Origin of the sequence: Pedobacter rhodius, from assembly GCF_027213645.1 — a bacterium.
Lineage (GTDB): Bacteria > Bacteroidota > Bacteroidia > Sphingobacteriales > Sphingobacteriaceae > Pedobacter > Pedobacter rhodius.
The window spans coordinates 324241-341196 of sequence record NZ_JAPWGL010000001.1 but is presented as its reverse complement, the minus strand read 5'-3'; the positions used below and the strand labels follow the sequence as shown (position 1 = coordinate 341196).

Below are 16956 nucleotides of genomic sequence, written 5' to 3'. Positions count from 1 at the left end.
TACATTAGGAATAGTATAGATTTAACAAATAAAGAAAAAGAACCTTCTACATGGGATTATTTAACTGGTTTACGCAAGAGGTTGCCATAGATTTGGGAACAGCGAATACCCTGATTATACATAATGATAAAGTGGTGGTTGATGAACCATCAATTGTTGCTTTTGACCGTACGACAAATAAAGTTATCGCCATTGGTCGCCAGGCGATGCAAATGGAGGGTAAAACCCATGACAATATTAAAACCGTTCGCCCCTTAAAGGATGGTGTAATTGCCGATTTTAATGCTGCTGAAGCGATGATTAAAGGCATGATTCGCATGCTTAACGGCGGTAAAGGCTGGATGTTTCCATCGTTAAGAATGGTGATTTGTATTCCTTCAGGTATTACCGAGGTTGAAAAACGTGCTGTACGCGACTCTGCAGAAATTGCCGGTGCAAAGGAAGTTTATTTAATCCACGAACCAATGGCTGCCGCTGTTGGTATCGGGATTGATGTTGAAGAGCCAATGGGTAACATGATTATCGATATCGGTGGTGGTACTACTGAAATCGCAGTAATTGCGCTATCCGGTATTGTGTGCGATCAATCTATCCGCGTTGCAGGGGATAACTTCGACTCTGATATCGTGAATTACATCCGTCGCCAGCACAACATTATGATTGGTGACCGTACTGCGGAGAAAATTAAAATTGAAGTTGGTGCTGCTTTGCCTGAATTACAGGATGCTCCTGCTGACTTCGCCGTTCAGGGTCGTGATTTAATGACGGGTGTTCCAAAACAAATCACGGTTTCTTATACTGAAATTGCACATTGTTTAGATAAATCAATTTCTAAAATTGAAGAGGCAATTTTAAAAGCATTAGAGATTACACCTCCGGAACTTTCTGCCGATATTTACCAGACCGGTATTTATTTAACCGGTGGCGGTGCGTTATTAAGAGGTTTAGATAAACGCGTAGCAGCGAAAACAAAGTTACCAGTTCACGTTGCAGAAGATCCGCTTCGTGCCGTTGTTCGCGGAACCGGCATCGCACTAAAAAACATCGGTACCTATAAATTTTTAATGCAATAAATTTAACATGGAAAAGGTAAGATGGAAAATGGAATTAACCCCTTTTCCATCTCCCATCATACATCTTCCATTTACCATTTACTCCTTGATATGCGTAACCTTTGGATTTTCATAAGCAGATACAACGCATTTTTCTTATTTATAATCTTTTTTTTAATTGGCGTTTATTTAACCATTAAAAATAATTCCTATCAACGCAGTGTAACCTTAAATTCTACGAATGAGGTTGTTGGTAATGCCTATTCAAGGCTTAATGTTTTTAAAAGCTACATAAACCTGGGTATGGTTAATGATAGCCTTGCGGCAGAGAACGCAAAACTTAAAACGACCTTACTCGGTTTAACTACAATAGATTCTGCAAAAGATGTAAAGGTAATTGATACCACGACCAATCAGCAATATACTTACCTGGCCGCAAAAGTTGTAAAAAATTCAATCACATTACGAAATAATGTAATGACGATTAATAAAGGTACGCTTAGCGGGCTGGAAACGGGAATGGCTGTAATATCGCCTCAACGGGGTGTAGTTGGTTTTATCAGGGACGTTTCAGAACATTTTGCAACCATCCAGTCTTTACTGCATAAAGACACTAAAATCAGCGTTATTATTAAGAAAAATAATGCTTTAGGTTCGCTGGTTTGGGGCGAAAACAATTTCGATATCCGAAAGGCATTTATAAAAGAGGTGCCCAATCACATTAAGATGAGTGTGGGTGACACGGTAGTCACTTCCGGTTTTGGAAAATTTCCTGCAGGCATTCTGGTTGGCAGGCTCAGCAAAACCAATGTCGCTACAAACGATAATTTTTTATCTGCCGAATTGAATTTATTTAATGATTTCAGCACCTTGCAATACGTTTATGTGATAAAAAATAAATTGGCAAAGGAACAAGACCTTTTAGAAAATCCTGTTAAGGTTAAATAATGAACAGCAGCGTTATAATTGTAAATAGCATCAGATGGTTTATATTGCTTTTTGTGCAAATATTTTTGCTCAAAAACATGGGCTTTTATGATTTATCCACACCTTTTATCTATGTATTATTCTTATTGCTGCTGCCCTTCGGCATACCAAACATTTTATTGTATTTATTAGCGTTCGGCACAGGCTTAACACTGGATACTTTTTATGATACGATGGGCGTTCATGCAACCGCTTGTGTGGTGTTAGCTTTTGTCAGAATATCTTTTATTTCCATTAGCTTAAATAAAGATGCCATCGACGATCCTGAACCATCTTTAAGCTACATGGGTTTTCAGTGGTTTGCCTTATATGCTTTTCTTTGCGTAATCACCCATCACCTTGTTTTGTTCTTTTTAGAAACATTCAGGTTAACAGAAATTGGTTATACCTTAATGAGATGCGGCTTAAGTTGTATCTTTACACTACTTATTATTTTACTGGTAGAGTTTATCTTCTATAAAAGAACACATCGCTAATGGAGCAATTATTTAATCGTAAGTATATTATCCAGGGTCTGTTTATTATAATCGCCATTATTTTACTGTCTAAACTTTTTTATATTCAAATCATCAGCGATAAAGCCTTTGTGGCCGCTGAAAGTAATGTACTAAAAAAGAAATTTAAATACCCTGCACGTGGAGCGATATTGGATCGTAAAATGAGGGTAATTGTTCAAAATGAGCCGGTTTACGATTTAATGGTTATACCAAATGAAGTTAAGCCATTCGATACGCTTGCACTGGCAAATGCTTTAGAAATTTCCATTGAAGATGTCAGAAAAAACCTTCGAAAGGCAAGATTAAAATCCAATTATCAGGCAACTCCCTTTTCAAAACAGATTTCAGTTCAAAGTTACGCCCGTCTTCAGGAAATTATGTATCGTTTCCCGGGTTTCTCTACGCAAGACAGAACCATCCGCCACTATCCTGATAGCGTTGGCGGGCAATTGTTTGGCTATGTTAAAGAGGTAGACAGTGCTGATATTGCCCGTTCAGAAGGTTTTTATAAACCAGGTGATTATAAAGGTAAAAGCGGACTGGAATTTTCATATGAAGAAATACTAAGGGGAGAGAAAGGTGTTATTAACACGGTTTACGATGCCAAAAACATTCCTCAGGGAAGCTATGCCGACGGTAAATATGATGTGAATGCCGTTTCAGGAGAAAGACTTATTTCCGGCATAGACATTCAGGTTCAGAAACTTGGCGAAGAGCTGATGAAAAATAAGGTTGGTGCTATTGTTGCAATTGAGCCGTCATCAGGCGAAATTCTTGCATTTGTAAGTAGTCCGGGTTATGATCCGAATCTGCTTGTTGGAAAAAGACAAGGAAACAATTATATGGATTTAATCGGTAACCCATATAAACCATCTCTTGTACGGCCAATACAGGGTAAATACCCTCCTGGCTCATCATTTAAGCCTATTGATGCATTACTTGGCTTACAGGAAGGCGTAATCGATGTAAACATGACATTCAATTGCCCAGGGTATTACATGGCCGGAAACCATAAGGTTAAATGCGAACATGTGGATGGAAATATAAGTATGCGGCGGGGTATCGCAAGAAGTTGCAACACTTATTTCTGCCATGTTTTTCAAAAACTGATTACCAAAAACGGCATGAAAAACCAGCGCCAGACTTATCAGGACTGGCGTGATAAAATTGCAAAATTTGGTTTCGGTCAAAAACTGGATATCGACTTACCCTTCGAAAAACAAGGTTATTTTTACAACGCTGATCACTACGATAAAATTTATGGTAAAAGATGGGGTTACACAACAGTCATCTCACAGGCTATTGGCCAGGGTGAAATAACGGCTACACCACTTCAAATTGCAAACGCAATGGCCATTATAGCTAACCGTGGTTATTACATCAGGCCGCACTTAATCAGGGCGATGGGCGATAAAATTAAAAAGGAATATGTAGAAAAGAATTATGTTGGGGTGGATGCAAAATATTTCGAACCTGTTATTGATGGCATGCAGGATTGCGTAAATACCCCATGGGGCACTGCTGTATTGTCGCGAATTCCAAATATACTGATGTGTGGAAAAACAGGAACCGTTCAAAACCCACATGGAAAAAATCACTCGGTTTTTATCGGTTTTGCCCCAAGGGATAATCCTAAAATCGCTATTGCTGTAATTGTAGAAAATGCAGGCTACGGAAGTACCTATGCAGCACCTATAGCGAGTTATATGGTCGAAAAATACCTCACCGGTCAGGTTTCCGGTGCAAGAGCAAGTCAGGTTGAATGGATGAAAAATCAAAACCTTTTACCGCTGCTAATCGATAAAAGTAAAAAACTTAAACTTACCAAAGCGGATAGTTTAATTATCAGGAAAACCGATTCACTTAAACGCCTCAATGATAGTTTAAAATTAAAAACAGCCACTGCTAAGCGGGCTTTTTCCGCAAAGCTGGCTAAAAAAAATAATGTAATCATAAAACCTGACGAAAATAAAAAGTAATGCAACAACAAGGCAACAGGTTTTTCTTTAACGTAGATTGGATTGCGGTGTTAATTTACATCGCACTTTGTGTTATTGGTTTTACAAACATCTACGCATCTATTCCACATCCTGATACCGCTACAGCATTTGATTTTTCAAGCAGCTATGGCAAGCAGCTGATTTATGTAATTTCCGGTCTGGTTTTAGGTTTATCCATCTTATTATTTGATGGACGGCTTTTTAATGTGTTTGCGCCTTTCATCTACGGAATAACGTTAATTCTGTTGTTGGCCGTTTTATTTGTCGGCCGGAATGTTGGCGGTAACCAGGCCTGGATTCCGATAGGTTCCTTCAGACTTCAGCCTTCGGAATTTGCCAAATTCGGTACAGCACTCGTTTTAGCGAGGTATGTAAGTACATTCAATCCGAAATTCAGGGACTTTAAATCGATTTTTATTGCCGGCATCATTGTAGCAGTTCCTTTATTATTAATTATGATGCAGCCCGATACCGGTTCTGCGTTGGTGTTTCTCGCTTTCATGTTTCCCTTATACCGGGAAGGCTTATCGGGTTATTTCCTGTTAATTTTTTTAGGAATGATTGTACTTTTTGTTGCCGATTTCCTAGTACCGGTTTCTATCCTGATTATTATTTTACTTACGATTAGCGGACTTTTTATTTACGCAAACAAAAGAAAACAGAAGTTAATTATTACAACCGTTTTTGTCACCCTGATTGCAATAGGTTATCTTTTCCTGGTTAAAATAGCCTATGATAAAATACTTCAGCCACATCAGCGCAATCGTATTGAACTGATGTTGGGTCTCAAAACAGATAATAAGGGTGCAGGGTATAATGTCATTCAGTCGCAAATAGCCATCGGCTCCGGACAAGCAACCGGAAGGGGTTTTTTACAGGGTACCCAAACCAAATATGGCTACGTACCTGCCCAAAGTACCGATTTTATTTTTTCCACCATCGGAGAAGAATGGGGCTTTATAGGCTGTGCAGTTGTAATTGGTTTATATGTTTTCCTGTTATTAAGACTGGTAAACCTGGCAGAAAGGCAACGTTCTACCTTTTCGAGGGTTTATGGGTATAGTGTTGCCTGTATTTTATTTTTCCACGTATTTATTAATATCGGGATGACGATTGGTATTATCCCGGTTATTGGCATTCCACTTCCTTTTATCAGTTACGGCGGTTCTTCTTTATGGAGTTTTACCATATTGCTTTTTATCTTTTTAAAACTCGATTCAAATAGAATGGGCTTTATTTAGTCAGGTTAAAAGATAAAAGAGCAAAGAATAAAGACACTAATCTTAGGCCTGATAAAATACCTAATCTTTTATCCTTTATCTGTGTTCTTTGCTCCTTAATCTTACTTACTAAACCTTCTGTTTAATAATTCGTAAAACTGGTCGACTGTAGATTGCTTGGTTGCCCAATTGTTTTTTACCGCATAATTATTTTGCAAAAAAGTATCAGCAGATTCGAAGTTTGGCATTTTATTTACAATATCCAATGCCTCGGAATAAGCCATATTATAGCCACTGAACAAATCTTTTATAAAAAGTAATTTCTCGTTTAAACTGATGGCCTGTTTTAGATCTGAAATCGGTGCCGCAACAGGTTCATTTGAGTGACTATTTGTTTTGGCAAGTAAATCATTTAAAGATGGGGCTGGGTTTGATGAAATTGGCTGCACCGCCGGTTGTACAGGGACAGCATGTGGAATAAACGCAGGGCGCTCATTAACCAGAGGAGGAGAAATTATTTCCTCATCGAGATCTACATTCTTCAGCGATTCAATTGGTTTTGATTCTTGCTGTTCGAAAAATGATTCTACTTCCGGATCATTAGTGGTATGTTCCTGTTCGTTAGCGATTAAAAAAGGTTCGGGTCCGATTTCGTCTTCATCAGTGGCAACAGGTTCGTATTTTAGAGGCGCCTGTTCTTTTTCATGAATTCTTTTCTTCTGTGCCAGAATTTCCTCCTCTGCTTTACTTAAAGGCCTGTCAAAAATTTCATCAACTGGTTTTTCCTCATAATCAAATTTATCTTCGTCGTTATGATTACCCAAAACAAATTCGAAGGTATTTGATTCCTGATCGGGTTTAAAAAAATCTTTTTCTAAAATCTTTTCAGCCGTTTCTTCATGAATGATTTCATTTTCAATGAGTTCTTCTTCAGGCATGATATCAACCCGCTCTTCCTTTTCTTCAGATTCCGCAATTTCCTCCAATGTATTTTCAGAAGATTTTGGCACTTCATTATAATTTTGTTCCGGAAGTATAATTGTATTTTGTGCCTGCAGCAGGAAACTTGTATCCGTTTCAGAAGTGTGCTTTTCTTCCAGCAAAGTATTCAGTTTTTTTACAATTCTGACATGATCAGAAAGAAAATCTGTATTTGCAAGAAAAAGTTCTAATTCCAGTTCATTAAGTTTTTCAGGATTTTGAGCAAGAAATTGATATTGCTCGTTTAGTTCGGTTAAAATATTACCTATTTTTCTGAAAATATCTTGTTGATTCATCATAAATATTAAACGGTTTTTTTAGCTGATTATGTTGTTACGGCTATCAAAAATAACACTTAATAAATGATATTAAGCGGTATCTATAAAAAATCAGCTCCTATTTTAAACACAATCCAAAATTGCTTATTGTTTTCAATAATTGGAAAAATCAAACCGATGATGAATAATAACTAGTCTTTTAAAATTTTATGAATGGCAATCGTTATGTTTTTTTCTAAACTTTTCTTACCACTATCCCATGTTTTTGGCGAAGCAAAATTTTCGATAATTTCATTTTCTGAAATTTCAGAAATTTTATTCATGCTTTTTAACTCTTTTACCAATAAATAAGAATTCATATCTCCGTAACCATGAAGTTGTTTAACCCTGGAAAGGAAGTGATCCAGAGCTTTAATTTCTTCCTTTTTTTCCATAAAAAATAAATGAGACAAGGTTATTTTGCTGACTTATGCTCATTACCAATAAATGTGATGCAATAAATACGTAATAGCTCCTGTATCAGATTTTTATGAAAATAAAGCAAAAATTATTTCAGATAATTTGCTAAAAATCAATTAGAAGTGAGCAGCACCAATTTTATTTAGAATCAACTCAATCATTTTGAACTGGGAAATAGTATATCTGACTATATATTTTAATACCTTTGAAACACATTCCTTTTGGTGAAAACCAAAGCGCATTTAAATTAATTATGTTATTCAGCGAGCAAAATTTCAGGAGAAGAGGAGAATTTTCGGGAAGTATAGAGGTTGTATGCGGTTCTATGTTCTCAGGAAAAACAGAAGAGTTAATTCGCCGATTAAAAAGAGCCCAAATTGCTAAATTAAATGTCGAAATTTTTAAGCCACGCACCGATACGCGTTACCATGAAAGTGCTGTCGTATCGCACGATTTAAATTCAATAAATTCTACACCGGTCGACAGTGCTTCGGCGATTTTACTTTTAGGTGCAAACACACAGGTTGTCGGTATAGATGAAGCCCAGTTTTTCGATAATGAACTACCCGACGTTTGCAATAAACTTGCCATGAAAGGCATCAGGGTTATTGTTGCCGGCCTGGATATGGATTTTACAGGTAAACCTTTCGGTCCGATGCCTTCCTTGATGGCCATTGCCGAGCATGTTACCAAGGTAAATGCAGTTTGTGTTTGCTGTGGTAATCCTGCCTTATACAGTTATCGCACGGTAGCCGATGAATCGACCGTTTTGTTGGGCGAAAAGGAAAGCTACGAACCCCGTTGCAGAGCTTGTTATAATTTGGACAAGGGTTAGGTGGGCTGGTGAATTGTTTAATTGTTAACTTTCAATTATTTAATGGGTAGTTATTTCATTCCTGATATGGATAAGCAGCTTCAAATTAATGTATTTAGGGCAGGGATAGCACAATTTGTAACTTTCAGCGACTTAGAGTGGGAAGCGCTTACCCAATATCTTAATTTTTCTACCCTAAATAAAAAAGAATATTTTGCTGTTGAAGGCAAAGTTTGCGATTACATGGCTTTTATTGTTAAAGGCGCAGTTCGCTACTACCATGATAAAGACGGACAAGAAATTACGGGTTATTTCAGTTTTGAAAACGAATTTGCAAGTTCGTACAAAAGTTTTATAAAGCGCACGCCCAGCACAAATTACATTCAGGCTTTAGAAGAAACGCAGTTGATATTAATCTCGCATAATAATTTTCAAAAAATGTTAGATAATCAATTGTTAGGGTTAAAAATAGAACGTTTTGGTCGTTTAATTGCAGAATATTACATCTGCTGTTACGATGATCGGGTAACTTCTTTTATCCTCCAAAGTCCTGAAGAACGTTACACCGCAATCGAAAAAACACGCCCTGATATTTTCCAACGCGTACCGCAGCACTTTATCGCCAATTTCTTGGGTATTACACCCGTTTCACTTTCACGCATCCGCAAACGAACGTTGTCGAAATAAAACAGTCACGCTAAAAACAACTATTTATTAAATCGTAAAATACTTATTCCTTATCTTTTGTTAACGATTTCAATCTAACCGGTGCTTTACCTTTGATTTAATCAAAATAAAAGAAATATGCACACCATATTAGGAGCTGGCGGGCCAATAGCAAACGCACTAACCAAAGAATTAATAGCCGATAATCAAACTGTCCGACTTATAAGTAGAAAACAAGTTTCGACAAACAATCGCAATGTAAGCTGGATTAAAGCAGATTTGCTAAACCAGGAAGCGCTATTTAAGGCAGCAGAAGGGTCAACCATAATTTACCTTTGCGCAGGATTGGTTTACGATGTTAAAATCTGGCAGGAACAATGGCCGGTTATCATTCAAAATGTAATTAATTTATGCAAAATCGCAGGCGCAAGACTAATCTTTTTTGATAACGTTTACATGTATGGCCAGGTAAATGGCCCTATGACGGAGCAAACGCCCTATCATCCAATAAGTTTAAAAGGTAAGGTTAGAGCAAAGATAGCAGACCAATTAATGTCCGAAAGTATCGCAGGGAATATTAATGTAACCATTGCCCGTGCAGCAGATTTTTATGGCGCAGACTCGATGAACAGTTTCTTTGATATGATGGTTTTGGATAAATTCGCAAACAAGAAGGGTGCACAGTGGATCGGGAATCCTGATAAACTGCACAGTTTTACATATGTTGAAGATGCGGCCAAAGCCATGTTCTTATTAGGCCAAAACCCTGATTCCGGCAACCAAATTTGGCATTTACCTACTGCGCCTCCGCTAAAAGGAAAAGATTTTCTGGAAATTTCAGCTCAGATCTACGAAACCAAACCTAAATACACTACAATTAATAAGTTGATGCTACGTCTGGTTGGTTTGTTTAAAAAAGTTGTGGCAGGCACGGTAGAAATGTATTATCAATACGAAAACGACTACCATTTCGACTCTACAAAATTTGAAAAAGCGTTCAATTTTAAAACAACGAATTATTACGATGGTATTTTAAAATTATCAAAAACCATGTATAAGAAGCAGGATTAGCAATTATTTGTATTGGAACTGCGTACCTTTGAAAAATATGAGTTCAGATACAAAAGTGAATAAGGGCATTATTAAGAAGGTTTCTATTTTAGGTTGTGGCTGGTTTGGATTGGCGCTGGCGAAAGATCTGGTTAACAAAGGTTATGCGGTTAACGGATCTATAACTACGCCTCAAAAACTTCAATTGCTTAAAGAAAACCAGATCAATCCTTTCTTAATTAACATTACTGCTGAGCGCATACTGGCAGATGATACTTTTTTTAAAGCGGATGTACTTTTTGTTTGTATCCCACCAAAGAGGAACTCGAATGAGTTATATGAATATCCTGATAAGGTTAAAGCCATTTTAGAAGCCGCTAAAGGGAAAACCTGTAAAGTCATTTTAATCAGTTCGACAAGTGTTTACGGTGACGAGAACAAAGTGGTAAACGAAAACAGCCAAACTAATCCCGATACGGATTCCGGAAAAGTTGTTTTATTGGCAGAGCAAATTTTAAAGAAATATCATCCAGATGATTTTACCGTTATCCGCTTTGCGGGTTTAATTGGTCCCGATAGAAATCCGGGAAGATTTTTTGCCGGTAAAACAGCTATTCCAAATGGCCTTGCGCCGGTAAATTTAATCCATCAGACTGATGCTGTCGGACTTGCAATAAAGCTGCTTGAAAAAGAAGCCTTCGGAAAAACGTATAATGCATGCGCGCCACTGCATCCAAACAAAAAAGACTTTTATACCAAGGCCGCAAAAGATTCAGGATTAACAGAACCGGAGTTTCTTGAAGAAAAAATAAACTGGAAAATTGTAGAAAGCATAAATGTTCCGGAGTTTTTAAATTACCGGTTTGAGGTAAGGATTTAACGCAGATGAATCAAATAGAAGATTTCCCGCAGGTATACGCTGATTTTACTTTCTAATATCAAAGATAATTTTAGAATTATTAAAGCCTTTTTATTTTGCGAAAACCTGCTTTCCTTATCTGCGAAAATCTGCGGGAAATAAATTCAACAATAGCGCTTAACTAATTTACGCCTGCGATTACAAACCCCATAAAAAATTTAATCCCCGGAAATCTGCGCTCCTTATCTGCGAAAATCTGCGGGAAAATGAAATCTACCTCAACAAACCCAGTAATTCCTGCTTCGTTAAATTCCTAAAAGCTCCACCCTCACTTTGAATCAAATCTTTTACCAAATCCTTTTTAACATGCTGAAGCTTCATAATTTTCTCCTCAATCGTATCTGGGCAAATCAGTCGTACGGCCATAACATTTTTATGCTGCCCGATGCGGTAAGCCCGGTCAATAGCCTGATTCTCTACTGCGGGGTTCCACCATGGATCTACCAAATAAACATAGTCTGCTTCCGTTAAATTCAGGCCTGTTCCACCCGCTTTTAAACTGATTAGAAAAACAGGAATAGCATTCTGTTGAAATGACTGTACAACTTCCTGCCTGTTTTTAGTCTGCCCCGTCAGGTACTCGTATTTAACACCTTTTATTTCAAGCTGTTTTTTTATTAAATCGAGCATGGTTACAAATTGTGAGAATACCAGAATTTTATGATTACCTGCTTTGGCTTCAATTTGCTCTATAAGTACGTCAATTTTAGAAGATGCCTGCAAATAAGATTTTCCATCAGCCAGTAAAGCTGCAGAATTGCAGATCTGCCTTAACCTGGTGATGCTTTTCAAAACATGCATTGAGCTTTTAGGCAACTCATCTTCAGTTTTACCCTGAATGTAATCCTGAATTTCCTTTTTATTTGCCTCGTAAACCTCGCGTTGCTCCGCTCCCATTTCACAGTATAAAATAATCTCTGTTTTATCAGGTAATTCTTTTGCAACCTGTTCCTTTGTTCTCCTTAAAATAAAAGGGCGAATCTTTTTCTGCAATTCCGCAGCTCTTTTACTGTCTTTAAACTGATCAATCGGCGTAGAATATAAATCGGCAAATTGTTGTTTGCTTCCAAATAAACCCGGACAAGCGAAAGACAATTGCCCATATAAATCAAAAGTATTGTTCTCGACCGGTGTTCCGGTTAATGCAACCTTATTTCTAGATTGAAGCATCCTTACGGTTTTGTAACGTTGTGATTCAGGATTTTTGATGTTTTGAGATTCATCAAGAAAAATGTAATTAAAATAATAGTCTTTTAAAAAACGGATATCTGAAAGTAAAGTCCCATAAGAGGTTAAAACAACTTCGAAATTTTCAAAATCGCCTGTATGCTTAATCCTTTCAGAACCATAAATCGTTTTCACTTTTATCGATGGTGCAAATTTTTCAACCTCCGCTTTCCAGTTAAAAATTAAAGACGCCGGAACAACCACGAGATTTGTATTATGCTTAACTTTTTTTCGCTGCGATAAAATAAAAGCCAAAACCTGAATGGTTTTCCCCAAACCCATATCATCGGCCAATATCGAACCGAAATTAAAATCATCTAAAAAATTAAGCCTGTTTAAACCATCTTTCTGGTAGCCACGGAGCATAGCGTTCAGTTCTTTTGGCGTTTCAACTTCCTGAATAAAATTGTTGCCTTCAAATTTCTGCTTAAAATTTTTAAGTTCATTCCTGATTTTGCCGTCAAGTAGGGCATCTTCATACAAATCATTTATCGAAGCATATTTAATCTTATGGGTAAGCAATGTATCTTCTACAATTTCACCAGCAGAGAAATAATCCGTAAATTTCTTAATCCATTCCTCAGGTAAAATGCCCTGTGTACCATCATCAAGCGTAACAAATTTACTTTTGTTCCTGATTGATTTATGCAGGTGCTTCAGTGCCACGTTTTGTTTCCCAAACTTTACTTTTACCTTAGTTTCGAACCAATCCGTTCCGCTTAAAACTTCAATATTGATGTCGGCTTTATGCGGATTAAGCTTATTGTTTTTAAGCTGGTTAAACCCTAAAATATGAATATCCTTTTTTCTCCAGGCTTCAAAAGCATCTAAAAACCAGAGTTCTTCTAAAAACCTTTTTCGGTGCAGGTAAAAAGAATCGTTCGTTTCCTGGTCATAAAAGAAAGGGTGCTGCCTTAAAATTTCTGATGTAAACTGCAATTCAGCATCTTCATCTCTATGAAGCGCAAACAGATTCCCGAATTTATCCTGTGCCTGAATTTTCTTTTTCGATAACACCGGGATTTCGAGGTTTCCATACCGCATAACCGGCGTAATTAAAATATAATCTTCTGATTCGGAAAGGTAAATCAGTTTTTCAATTTCCAAATCAAAACCCTTTTCTTCCAGCTGGCTTGGTGTAGCGGGTCTCAGGTAAGAATAATCGACATGAATGTTACGTTCCAGTTGAATTAAAATATTTTTCTGAAACTCCGGATACTTGCTTTTATGAATAACCAGCCTGTTGCTTTGTTTTATAAAAAAACCGATTACCTTAATTAAATCAGCATTTGCCAAAAGGTAAAGCTGGTCATTTAGTTGTACAAAATAGTTATATCTTATTTGCAGATTATCCAAAGAATAAGGATTTCCGTTAATAATCAAACGGCCGTTGATCTCAAAAAAATCATCCTTCTGATTAACGGCCAAACGCAAATCCAAGTTTAAAACATGGAGTTTAACAGGTATTACCGACGAGGCCTGAATATTTGCTGACGTTGTCTTATCGTGTAAATAAACCGGAATATTTAGAGGGTTTTTGACAACGGCCTTTAAAGCATCCAGTTCTGCATCGATGTTTTCAGTTGTGTAATTATTTTGAAATTTAGCAATTCCGCTGTAATACTTGAGTTCAGCATTATCCTCCGTTTTAAAAACTAAATCTGCCGGATTAATTGCTTTAAACGGATTCTTCGCTTTTCCATTTTTACTTAATCTTGCATTAAATAACCCGATTGTTAAGTGACCGTAATACCTGTGGTTGCTTAACACCAGGATCATACTTCCGGTATCCTGTGGGTTAGTTAAAGGAATCTTATTTTTTGACGGTAGTAAAACAGCCTTTAGATTTTGCTGTGCTTCCGTATCGAAAGCCTGCAAGGTGGCTATTTTAGGTTTAATGGTCAGGCAGTCATTTTCAAATTTCAGATTAAACAATTCGTCGAGATTGTTTTCTTGTTCCAGGCCATAATCTACCGCAATTTTTGTAAGTTTTTGTTTGCGCAGGTGCTCATCAAAGAAAATTAATAAATCCTGCCTTTGTAAAATATTGTACAAAACCTGCGCCTGGTGCGCACAAAGTTTATTTTTGGGCGTATCACATCTGCAAGATAATTTAACCGAATTTTCATTTTGCTGAACTTGTACAACCGGGAAAGGCAAAGTCGCAGCTTCATGGCTAAATGCAGCAAAATTAATTTCTATTTGCTCCGGGTATATATCGAAAAAGCCTTTAACATCTGTATAAACCTGTTGATTCAAATGCTTTAAAATGAATAAGCCACTCAGGTTTTTCAGGTTAAAATCCGTTAAGATATAATCATAAGGATTATTTGCCTGCGTTTCAACACCCGGATTTTGTTCATTCATTTAATACAATACAGTTTGGCAAATAAATACATGAACTTAATTTTTAAAGGCTAAGCCTTTCCGCTCAAACATTAGCCTAACAAACCTTTCAAATCTGCAGGTGAATAATTAATTGATTTTAGGGTTTTGTCATCCGATTTACGGAAAACGAGAAACAAACCGTCAATTTCTTTGTGGTACGATTCTGTTCCGTCTTTATCTAAATAAAACTGAATGGTTTGCTCTGCCTCTTCTATGGTTTTACAAGCCTTACTCATATTGGAACGGTGAACTTCATCAAATAAAGTTTTAAACTTTCCGCCCAAACCAAATTCATGTATTGCACCGGCTAAAACATATTGCAAATCGCAAAGTGCATCGGCCACTTCCACTAAATCATCATTTTCCACAGCCTCCTGTAATTCTTTTAATTCTTCTGCCAATAGCGAAATCCGAAGATTTGCCCGTTGTTTTGAAGGAATAACCGGGGATTCTAAAATTGGATGTTTAAATGTAGTATGGAATTCTGCAACCTGGTTTAGTGAATTTGTTTCCTGCATAATGTGTTTGGTTTATGAAGAACAAAGTTAAAAATATTGTTTGATTGTTAAATTGCTATATGCTTTAATTGGTTAATTGTTTAAATGGTTAATTGATCTGGGCGCTTATTTTTTCTCCCTGATAATTTTAAAAAACTCTTCTCGATACGTATCGCCTATCGGTATGGATTGATCGCCAATGTAAAGTGTATTCCCGTCAATCATTTTAATTTTTTCTATGGATATAATATAAGATTTATGTATGCGATAAAATGGTGGATGCGGCAATTGGGTTTCCAGTTCTCTTAATGCCTGGTAGGTTACAATCCTTTGGTTGGCCGTATAAACCGAAACGTAATTTTTTAAACCCTCGATATATAATATTTCGTTATAATTTACCTTGATAAACTTGTTTTTGGTATCACCTTTTATAAAAATAAAGTCGTTTGATTGATTTGGCGTGTTTACAATTTCATATTGTGCGGGTGCGATGATTTGCTGAGCTTTTTGCACTGCCTTGTAAAACCTTTCATAAGAGATTGGCTTTAAAAGGTAATCTACAACATCTAAATCAAAGCCATCCAGCGCATATTCGGGATAGGCAGTTGTTAAAATCACTTTACATTTGTCGCCGCAAATTTTCAAAAACTGAATACCTGTAAGTTCAGGCATTTGAATATCCAGAAAAACCAAATCAATTTTTCCATCCTGAACCATACTTAATGCCTCAAATGCATTTGTTGTGGTACCAACCAATTCTAAAAAAGGTGTTTTATTAATAAATGACGCAATAATATCCGAAGCATAGGCTTCATCATCAACAGCTAAACAGCGAATCATAAATTTAATATTAAAGTTGTTTTATAGGTGTTTCCGTTATTAGAAATCAACAATTCGTGTTTGTCAGGATAGATTAAATCCAATCTTCTGTGTACATTAACCAGACCCACACCACTTGAATGATCTTTCTGTGCATGGCTGATTTTATTACTGACTTCAAAGCTCAATCTTTTATGCTGAACATTCAATCGTATTTTAACAGGCTGGCGTTCGTTATTAACAATACCGTGTTTAAATGCATTTTCTACAAAAGGGATTAACACCAGCGCTGCAATCTTTTCTTCAGAAACGCCTTCTGTCGTAAAATCCACATAAAAATCTGGTTCAAAACGCATTTTAAAAAGTTCGATATAACTTTCCAGGTAATCGATTTCCTTTGCCAAACTAACCATGCCATCAGCACTTTCATTTAAAGTGTAACGCATCAAATCAGACAACCTTAAAACCGCATTCGCCAGTTTATCAGAAACCGGAATTGCCAGTGAATAAACATAATTTAACGTGTTATATAAAAAGTGTGGGTTTATCTGCGATTTTAAAAAGGCAAGTTCCGACTTTACGACTTCTTCTTTCAGTTTCCTGGTCATTCTTTCCGTTTTAAAATTTTGTTGAATGCTAAAAACAGCGGCGGGAATGACGAAGAAAGCTATACTGTAATAGATATTGTCTGTTATAAAGGTAAAAATTGGCGTATCGTCGGCATAATTTTTCATGCCAAACCATTCGAAGTATAAAATCTGCTCAATTAAATACCTCATCGAAATGAATATCGCTATGGTAAGCAAGAGTGCTGCAATTAATTGAATAATTTTGCCTCGTTTCAGGAACGATGGATAAACCCACAGGTAACAAATGTAAAATTCAACAACCTGAATGAAATTCATGGAAATTTTGAACGCCGATTTTTGAAAGGTTGTTCCTGCTATTAAAGATTCTCCATAAATATATGTTAATACAGCTATCCAACAAATAAGATGAATCAGAACGGTTTTGGTTTTTTTCATAGCATAAAACTAGATAAAGCATTTCTTTTAAAATATTATGTTATGCCAACTACCTTAAAAATTATCCCAATGCCCTA

At 36.6% G+C, this 16956-nt stretch carries 15 protein-coding genes; 9 read left to right on the top strand and 6 right to left on the bottom strand.

Annotation, left to right across the window (positions count from 1 at the left end):
• Positions 1–50 precede the first annotated feature (50 nt).
• From O0931_RS01625 to rodA, 5 genes are read left to right on the top strand one after another with little or no spacing between them, the layout of a single operon-like run.
• Positions 51–1073: a rod shape-determining protein gene (locus tag O0931_RS01625; RefSeq protein WP_056092903.1), complete on the top strand. Its 1023-nt coding sequence runs from the start codon at positions 51–53 to the stop codon at positions 1071–1073.
• A 21-nt stretch (positions 1074–1094) separates the two neighbouring features.
• Positions 1095–2000 (top strand): rod shape-determining protein MreC, encoded by a 906-nt coding sequence (mreC, locus tag O0931_RS01620; RefSeq protein WP_269413818.1) that lies wholly within the window; start codon positions 1095–1097, stop codon positions 1998–2000.
• A complete protein-coding gene (locus O0931_RS01615) occupies positions 2000–2515 on the top strand; it encodes a rod shape-determining protein MreD (RefSeq protein WP_269413817.1) in 516 nt (171 codons plus the stop codon). The genes mreC and O0931_RS01615 overlap by 1 nt, the downstream gene beginning before the upstream one ends.
• The gene (mrdA, locus tag O0931_RS01610) at positions 2515–4515 is read left to right on the top strand and encodes a penicillin-binding protein 2 (protein ID WP_269413816.1); all 2001 of its coding nucleotides are present in this window, start codon (positions 2515–2517) and stop codon (positions 4513–4515) included. Before O0931_RS01615 ends, mrdA begins: the two co-directional genes overlap by 1 nt.
• Entirely contained in the window at positions 4515–5777 is a 1263-nt protein-coding gene (gene rodA / locus O0931_RS01605) for a rod shape-determining protein RodA (RefSeq protein ID WP_269413815.1), read from the top strand. Before mrdA ends, rodA begins: the two co-directional genes overlap by 1 nt.
• A gap of 101 nt (positions 5778–5878) precedes the next feature.
• On the opposite strand, the gene O0931_RS01600 is transcribed toward rodA, so the two are convergent.
• Both O0931_RS01600 and O0931_RS01595 read right to left on the bottom strand, forming a co-directional pair.
• On the bottom strand, positions 5879–7036 hold the full coding sequence (locus O0931_RS01600; RefSeq protein ID WP_269413814.1) for a hypothetical protein: 1158 nt from the start codon (positions 7034–7036) through the stop codon (positions 5879–5881).
• A 170-nt stretch (positions 7037–7206) separates the two neighbouring features.
• Entirely contained in the window at positions 7207–7449 is a 243-nt protein-coding gene (locus O0931_RS01595; RefSeq protein ID WP_269413813.1) for a hypothetical protein, read from the bottom strand.
• A gap of 278 nt (positions 7450–7727) precedes the next feature.
• Between O0931_RS01595 and O0931_RS01590 the strand changes: the two genes are divergently transcribed.
• The 4 genes from O0931_RS01590 to O0931_RS01575 all read left to right on the top strand — a co-directional run bounded on the left by O0931_RS01590 (position 7728) and on the right by O0931_RS01575 (position 10884).
• Entirely contained in the window at positions 7728–8309 is a 582-nt protein-coding gene (locus tag O0931_RS01590) for a thymidine kinase (RefSeq protein ID WP_269414551.1), read from the top strand.
• Between the two features lie 42 nt (positions 8310–8351).
• Positions 8352–8975: a Crp/Fnr family transcriptional regulator gene (locus O0931_RS01585; RefSeq protein WP_269413812.1), complete on the top strand. Its 624-nt coding sequence runs from the start codon at positions 8352–8354 to the stop codon at positions 8973–8975.
• A gap of 117 nt (positions 8976–9092) precedes the next feature.
• The gene (locus tag O0931_RS01580) at positions 9093–10025 is read left to right on the top strand and encodes an NAD-dependent epimerase/dehydratase family protein (protein WP_269413811.1); all 933 of its coding nucleotides are present in this window, start codon (positions 9093–9095) and stop codon (positions 10023–10025) included.
• A gap of 37 nt (positions 10026–10062) precedes the next feature.
• Positions 10063–10884: an NAD(P)-binding domain-containing protein gene (locus O0931_RS01575; RefSeq protein ID WP_269413810.1), complete on the top strand. Its 822-nt coding sequence runs from the start codon at positions 10063–10065 to the stop codon at positions 10882–10884.
• 252 nt (positions 10885–11136) lie between these two features.
• Here O0931_RS01575 and O0931_RS01570 read toward each other — a convergent pair whose 3' ends face one another.
• From O0931_RS01570 to O0931_RS01555, 4 genes are all read right to left on the bottom strand, one after another.
• Positions 11137–14517, bottom strand: coding sequence for a DEAD/DEAH box helicase (locus O0931_RS01570; protein WP_269413809.1), 3381 nt, complete (start codon positions 14515–14517; stop codon positions 11137–11139).
• A gap of 71 nt (positions 14518–14588) precedes the next feature.
• Entirely contained in the window at positions 14589–15056 is a 468-nt protein-coding gene (locus O0931_RS01565) for a nucleoside triphosphate pyrophosphohydrolase family protein (protein ID WP_269413808.1), read from the bottom strand.
• A gap of 105 nt (positions 15057–15161) precedes the next feature.
• The gene (locus O0931_RS01560; RefSeq protein ID WP_269413807.1) at positions 15162–15875 is read right to left on the bottom strand and encodes a LytR/AlgR family response regulator transcription factor; all 714 of its coding nucleotides are present in this window, start codon (positions 15873–15875) and stop codon (positions 15162–15164) included.
• A complete protein-coding gene (locus O0931_RS01555) occupies positions 15872–16879 on the bottom strand; it encodes a sensor histidine kinase (RefSeq protein ID WP_269413806.1) in 1008 nt (335 codons plus the stop codon). Before O0931_RS01555 ends, O0931_RS01560 begins: the two co-directional genes overlap by 4 nt.
• Positions 16880–16956: the final 77 nt, after the last annotated feature.

Coding starts and splice junctions, on each gene's coding strand:
- O0931_RS01600 (WP_269413814.1), bottom strand. CDS start 7,036: ATGATGAATCAACAAGATATTTTCAGAAAAATAGGTAATATTTTAACC.
- rodA (WP_269413815.1), top strand. CDS start 4,515: ATGCAACAACAAGGCAACAGGTTTTTCTTTAACGTAGATTGGATTGCG.
- mreC (WP_269413818.1), top strand. CDS start 1,095: ATGGAAAATGGAATTAACCCCTTTTCCATCTCCCATCATACATCTTCC.
- O0931_RS01570 (WP_269413809.1), bottom strand. CDS start 14,517: ATGAATGAACAAAATCCGGGTGTTGAAACGCAGGCAAATAATCCTTAT.
- O0931_RS01615 (WP_269413817.1), top strand. CDS start 2,000: ATGAACAGCAGCGTTATAATTGTAAATAGCATCAGATGGTTTATATTG.
- O0931_RS01625 (WP_056092903.1), top strand. CDS start 51: ATGGGATTATTTAACTGGTTTACGCAAGAGGTTGCCATAGATTTGGGA.
- O0931_RS01590 (WP_269414551.1), top strand. CDS start 7,728: ATGTTATTCAGCGAGCAAAATTTCAGGAGAAGAGGAGAATTTTCGGGA.
- mrdA (WP_269413816.1), top strand. CDS start 2,515: ATGGAGCAATTATTTAATCGTAAGTATATTATCCAGGGTCTGTTTATT.
- O0931_RS01555 (WP_269413806.1), bottom strand. CDS start 16,879: ATGAAAAAAACCAAAACCGTTCTGATTCATCTTATTTGTTGGATAGCT.
- O0931_RS01585 (WP_269413812.1), top strand. CDS start 8,352: ATGGGTAGTTATTTCATTCCTGATATGGATAAGCAGCTTCAAATTAAT.
- O0931_RS01595 (WP_269413813.1), bottom strand. CDS start 7,449: ATGGAAAAAAAGGAAGAAATTAAAGCTCTGGATCACTTCCTTTCCAGG.
- O0931_RS01580 (WP_269413811.1), top strand. CDS start 9,093: ATGCACACCATATTAGGAGCTGGCGGGCCAATAGCAAACGCACTAACC.
- O0931_RS01575 (WP_269413810.1), top strand. CDS start 10,063: ATGAGTTCAGATACAAAAGTGAATAAGGGCATTATTAAGAAGGTTTCT.
- O0931_RS01565 (WP_269413808.1), bottom strand. CDS start 15,056: ATGCAGGAAACAAATTCACTAAACCAGGTTGCAGAATTCCATACTACA.
- O0931_RS01560 (WP_269413807.1), bottom strand. CDS start 15,875: ATGATTCGCTGTTTAGCTGTTGATGATGAAGCCTATGCTTCGGATATT.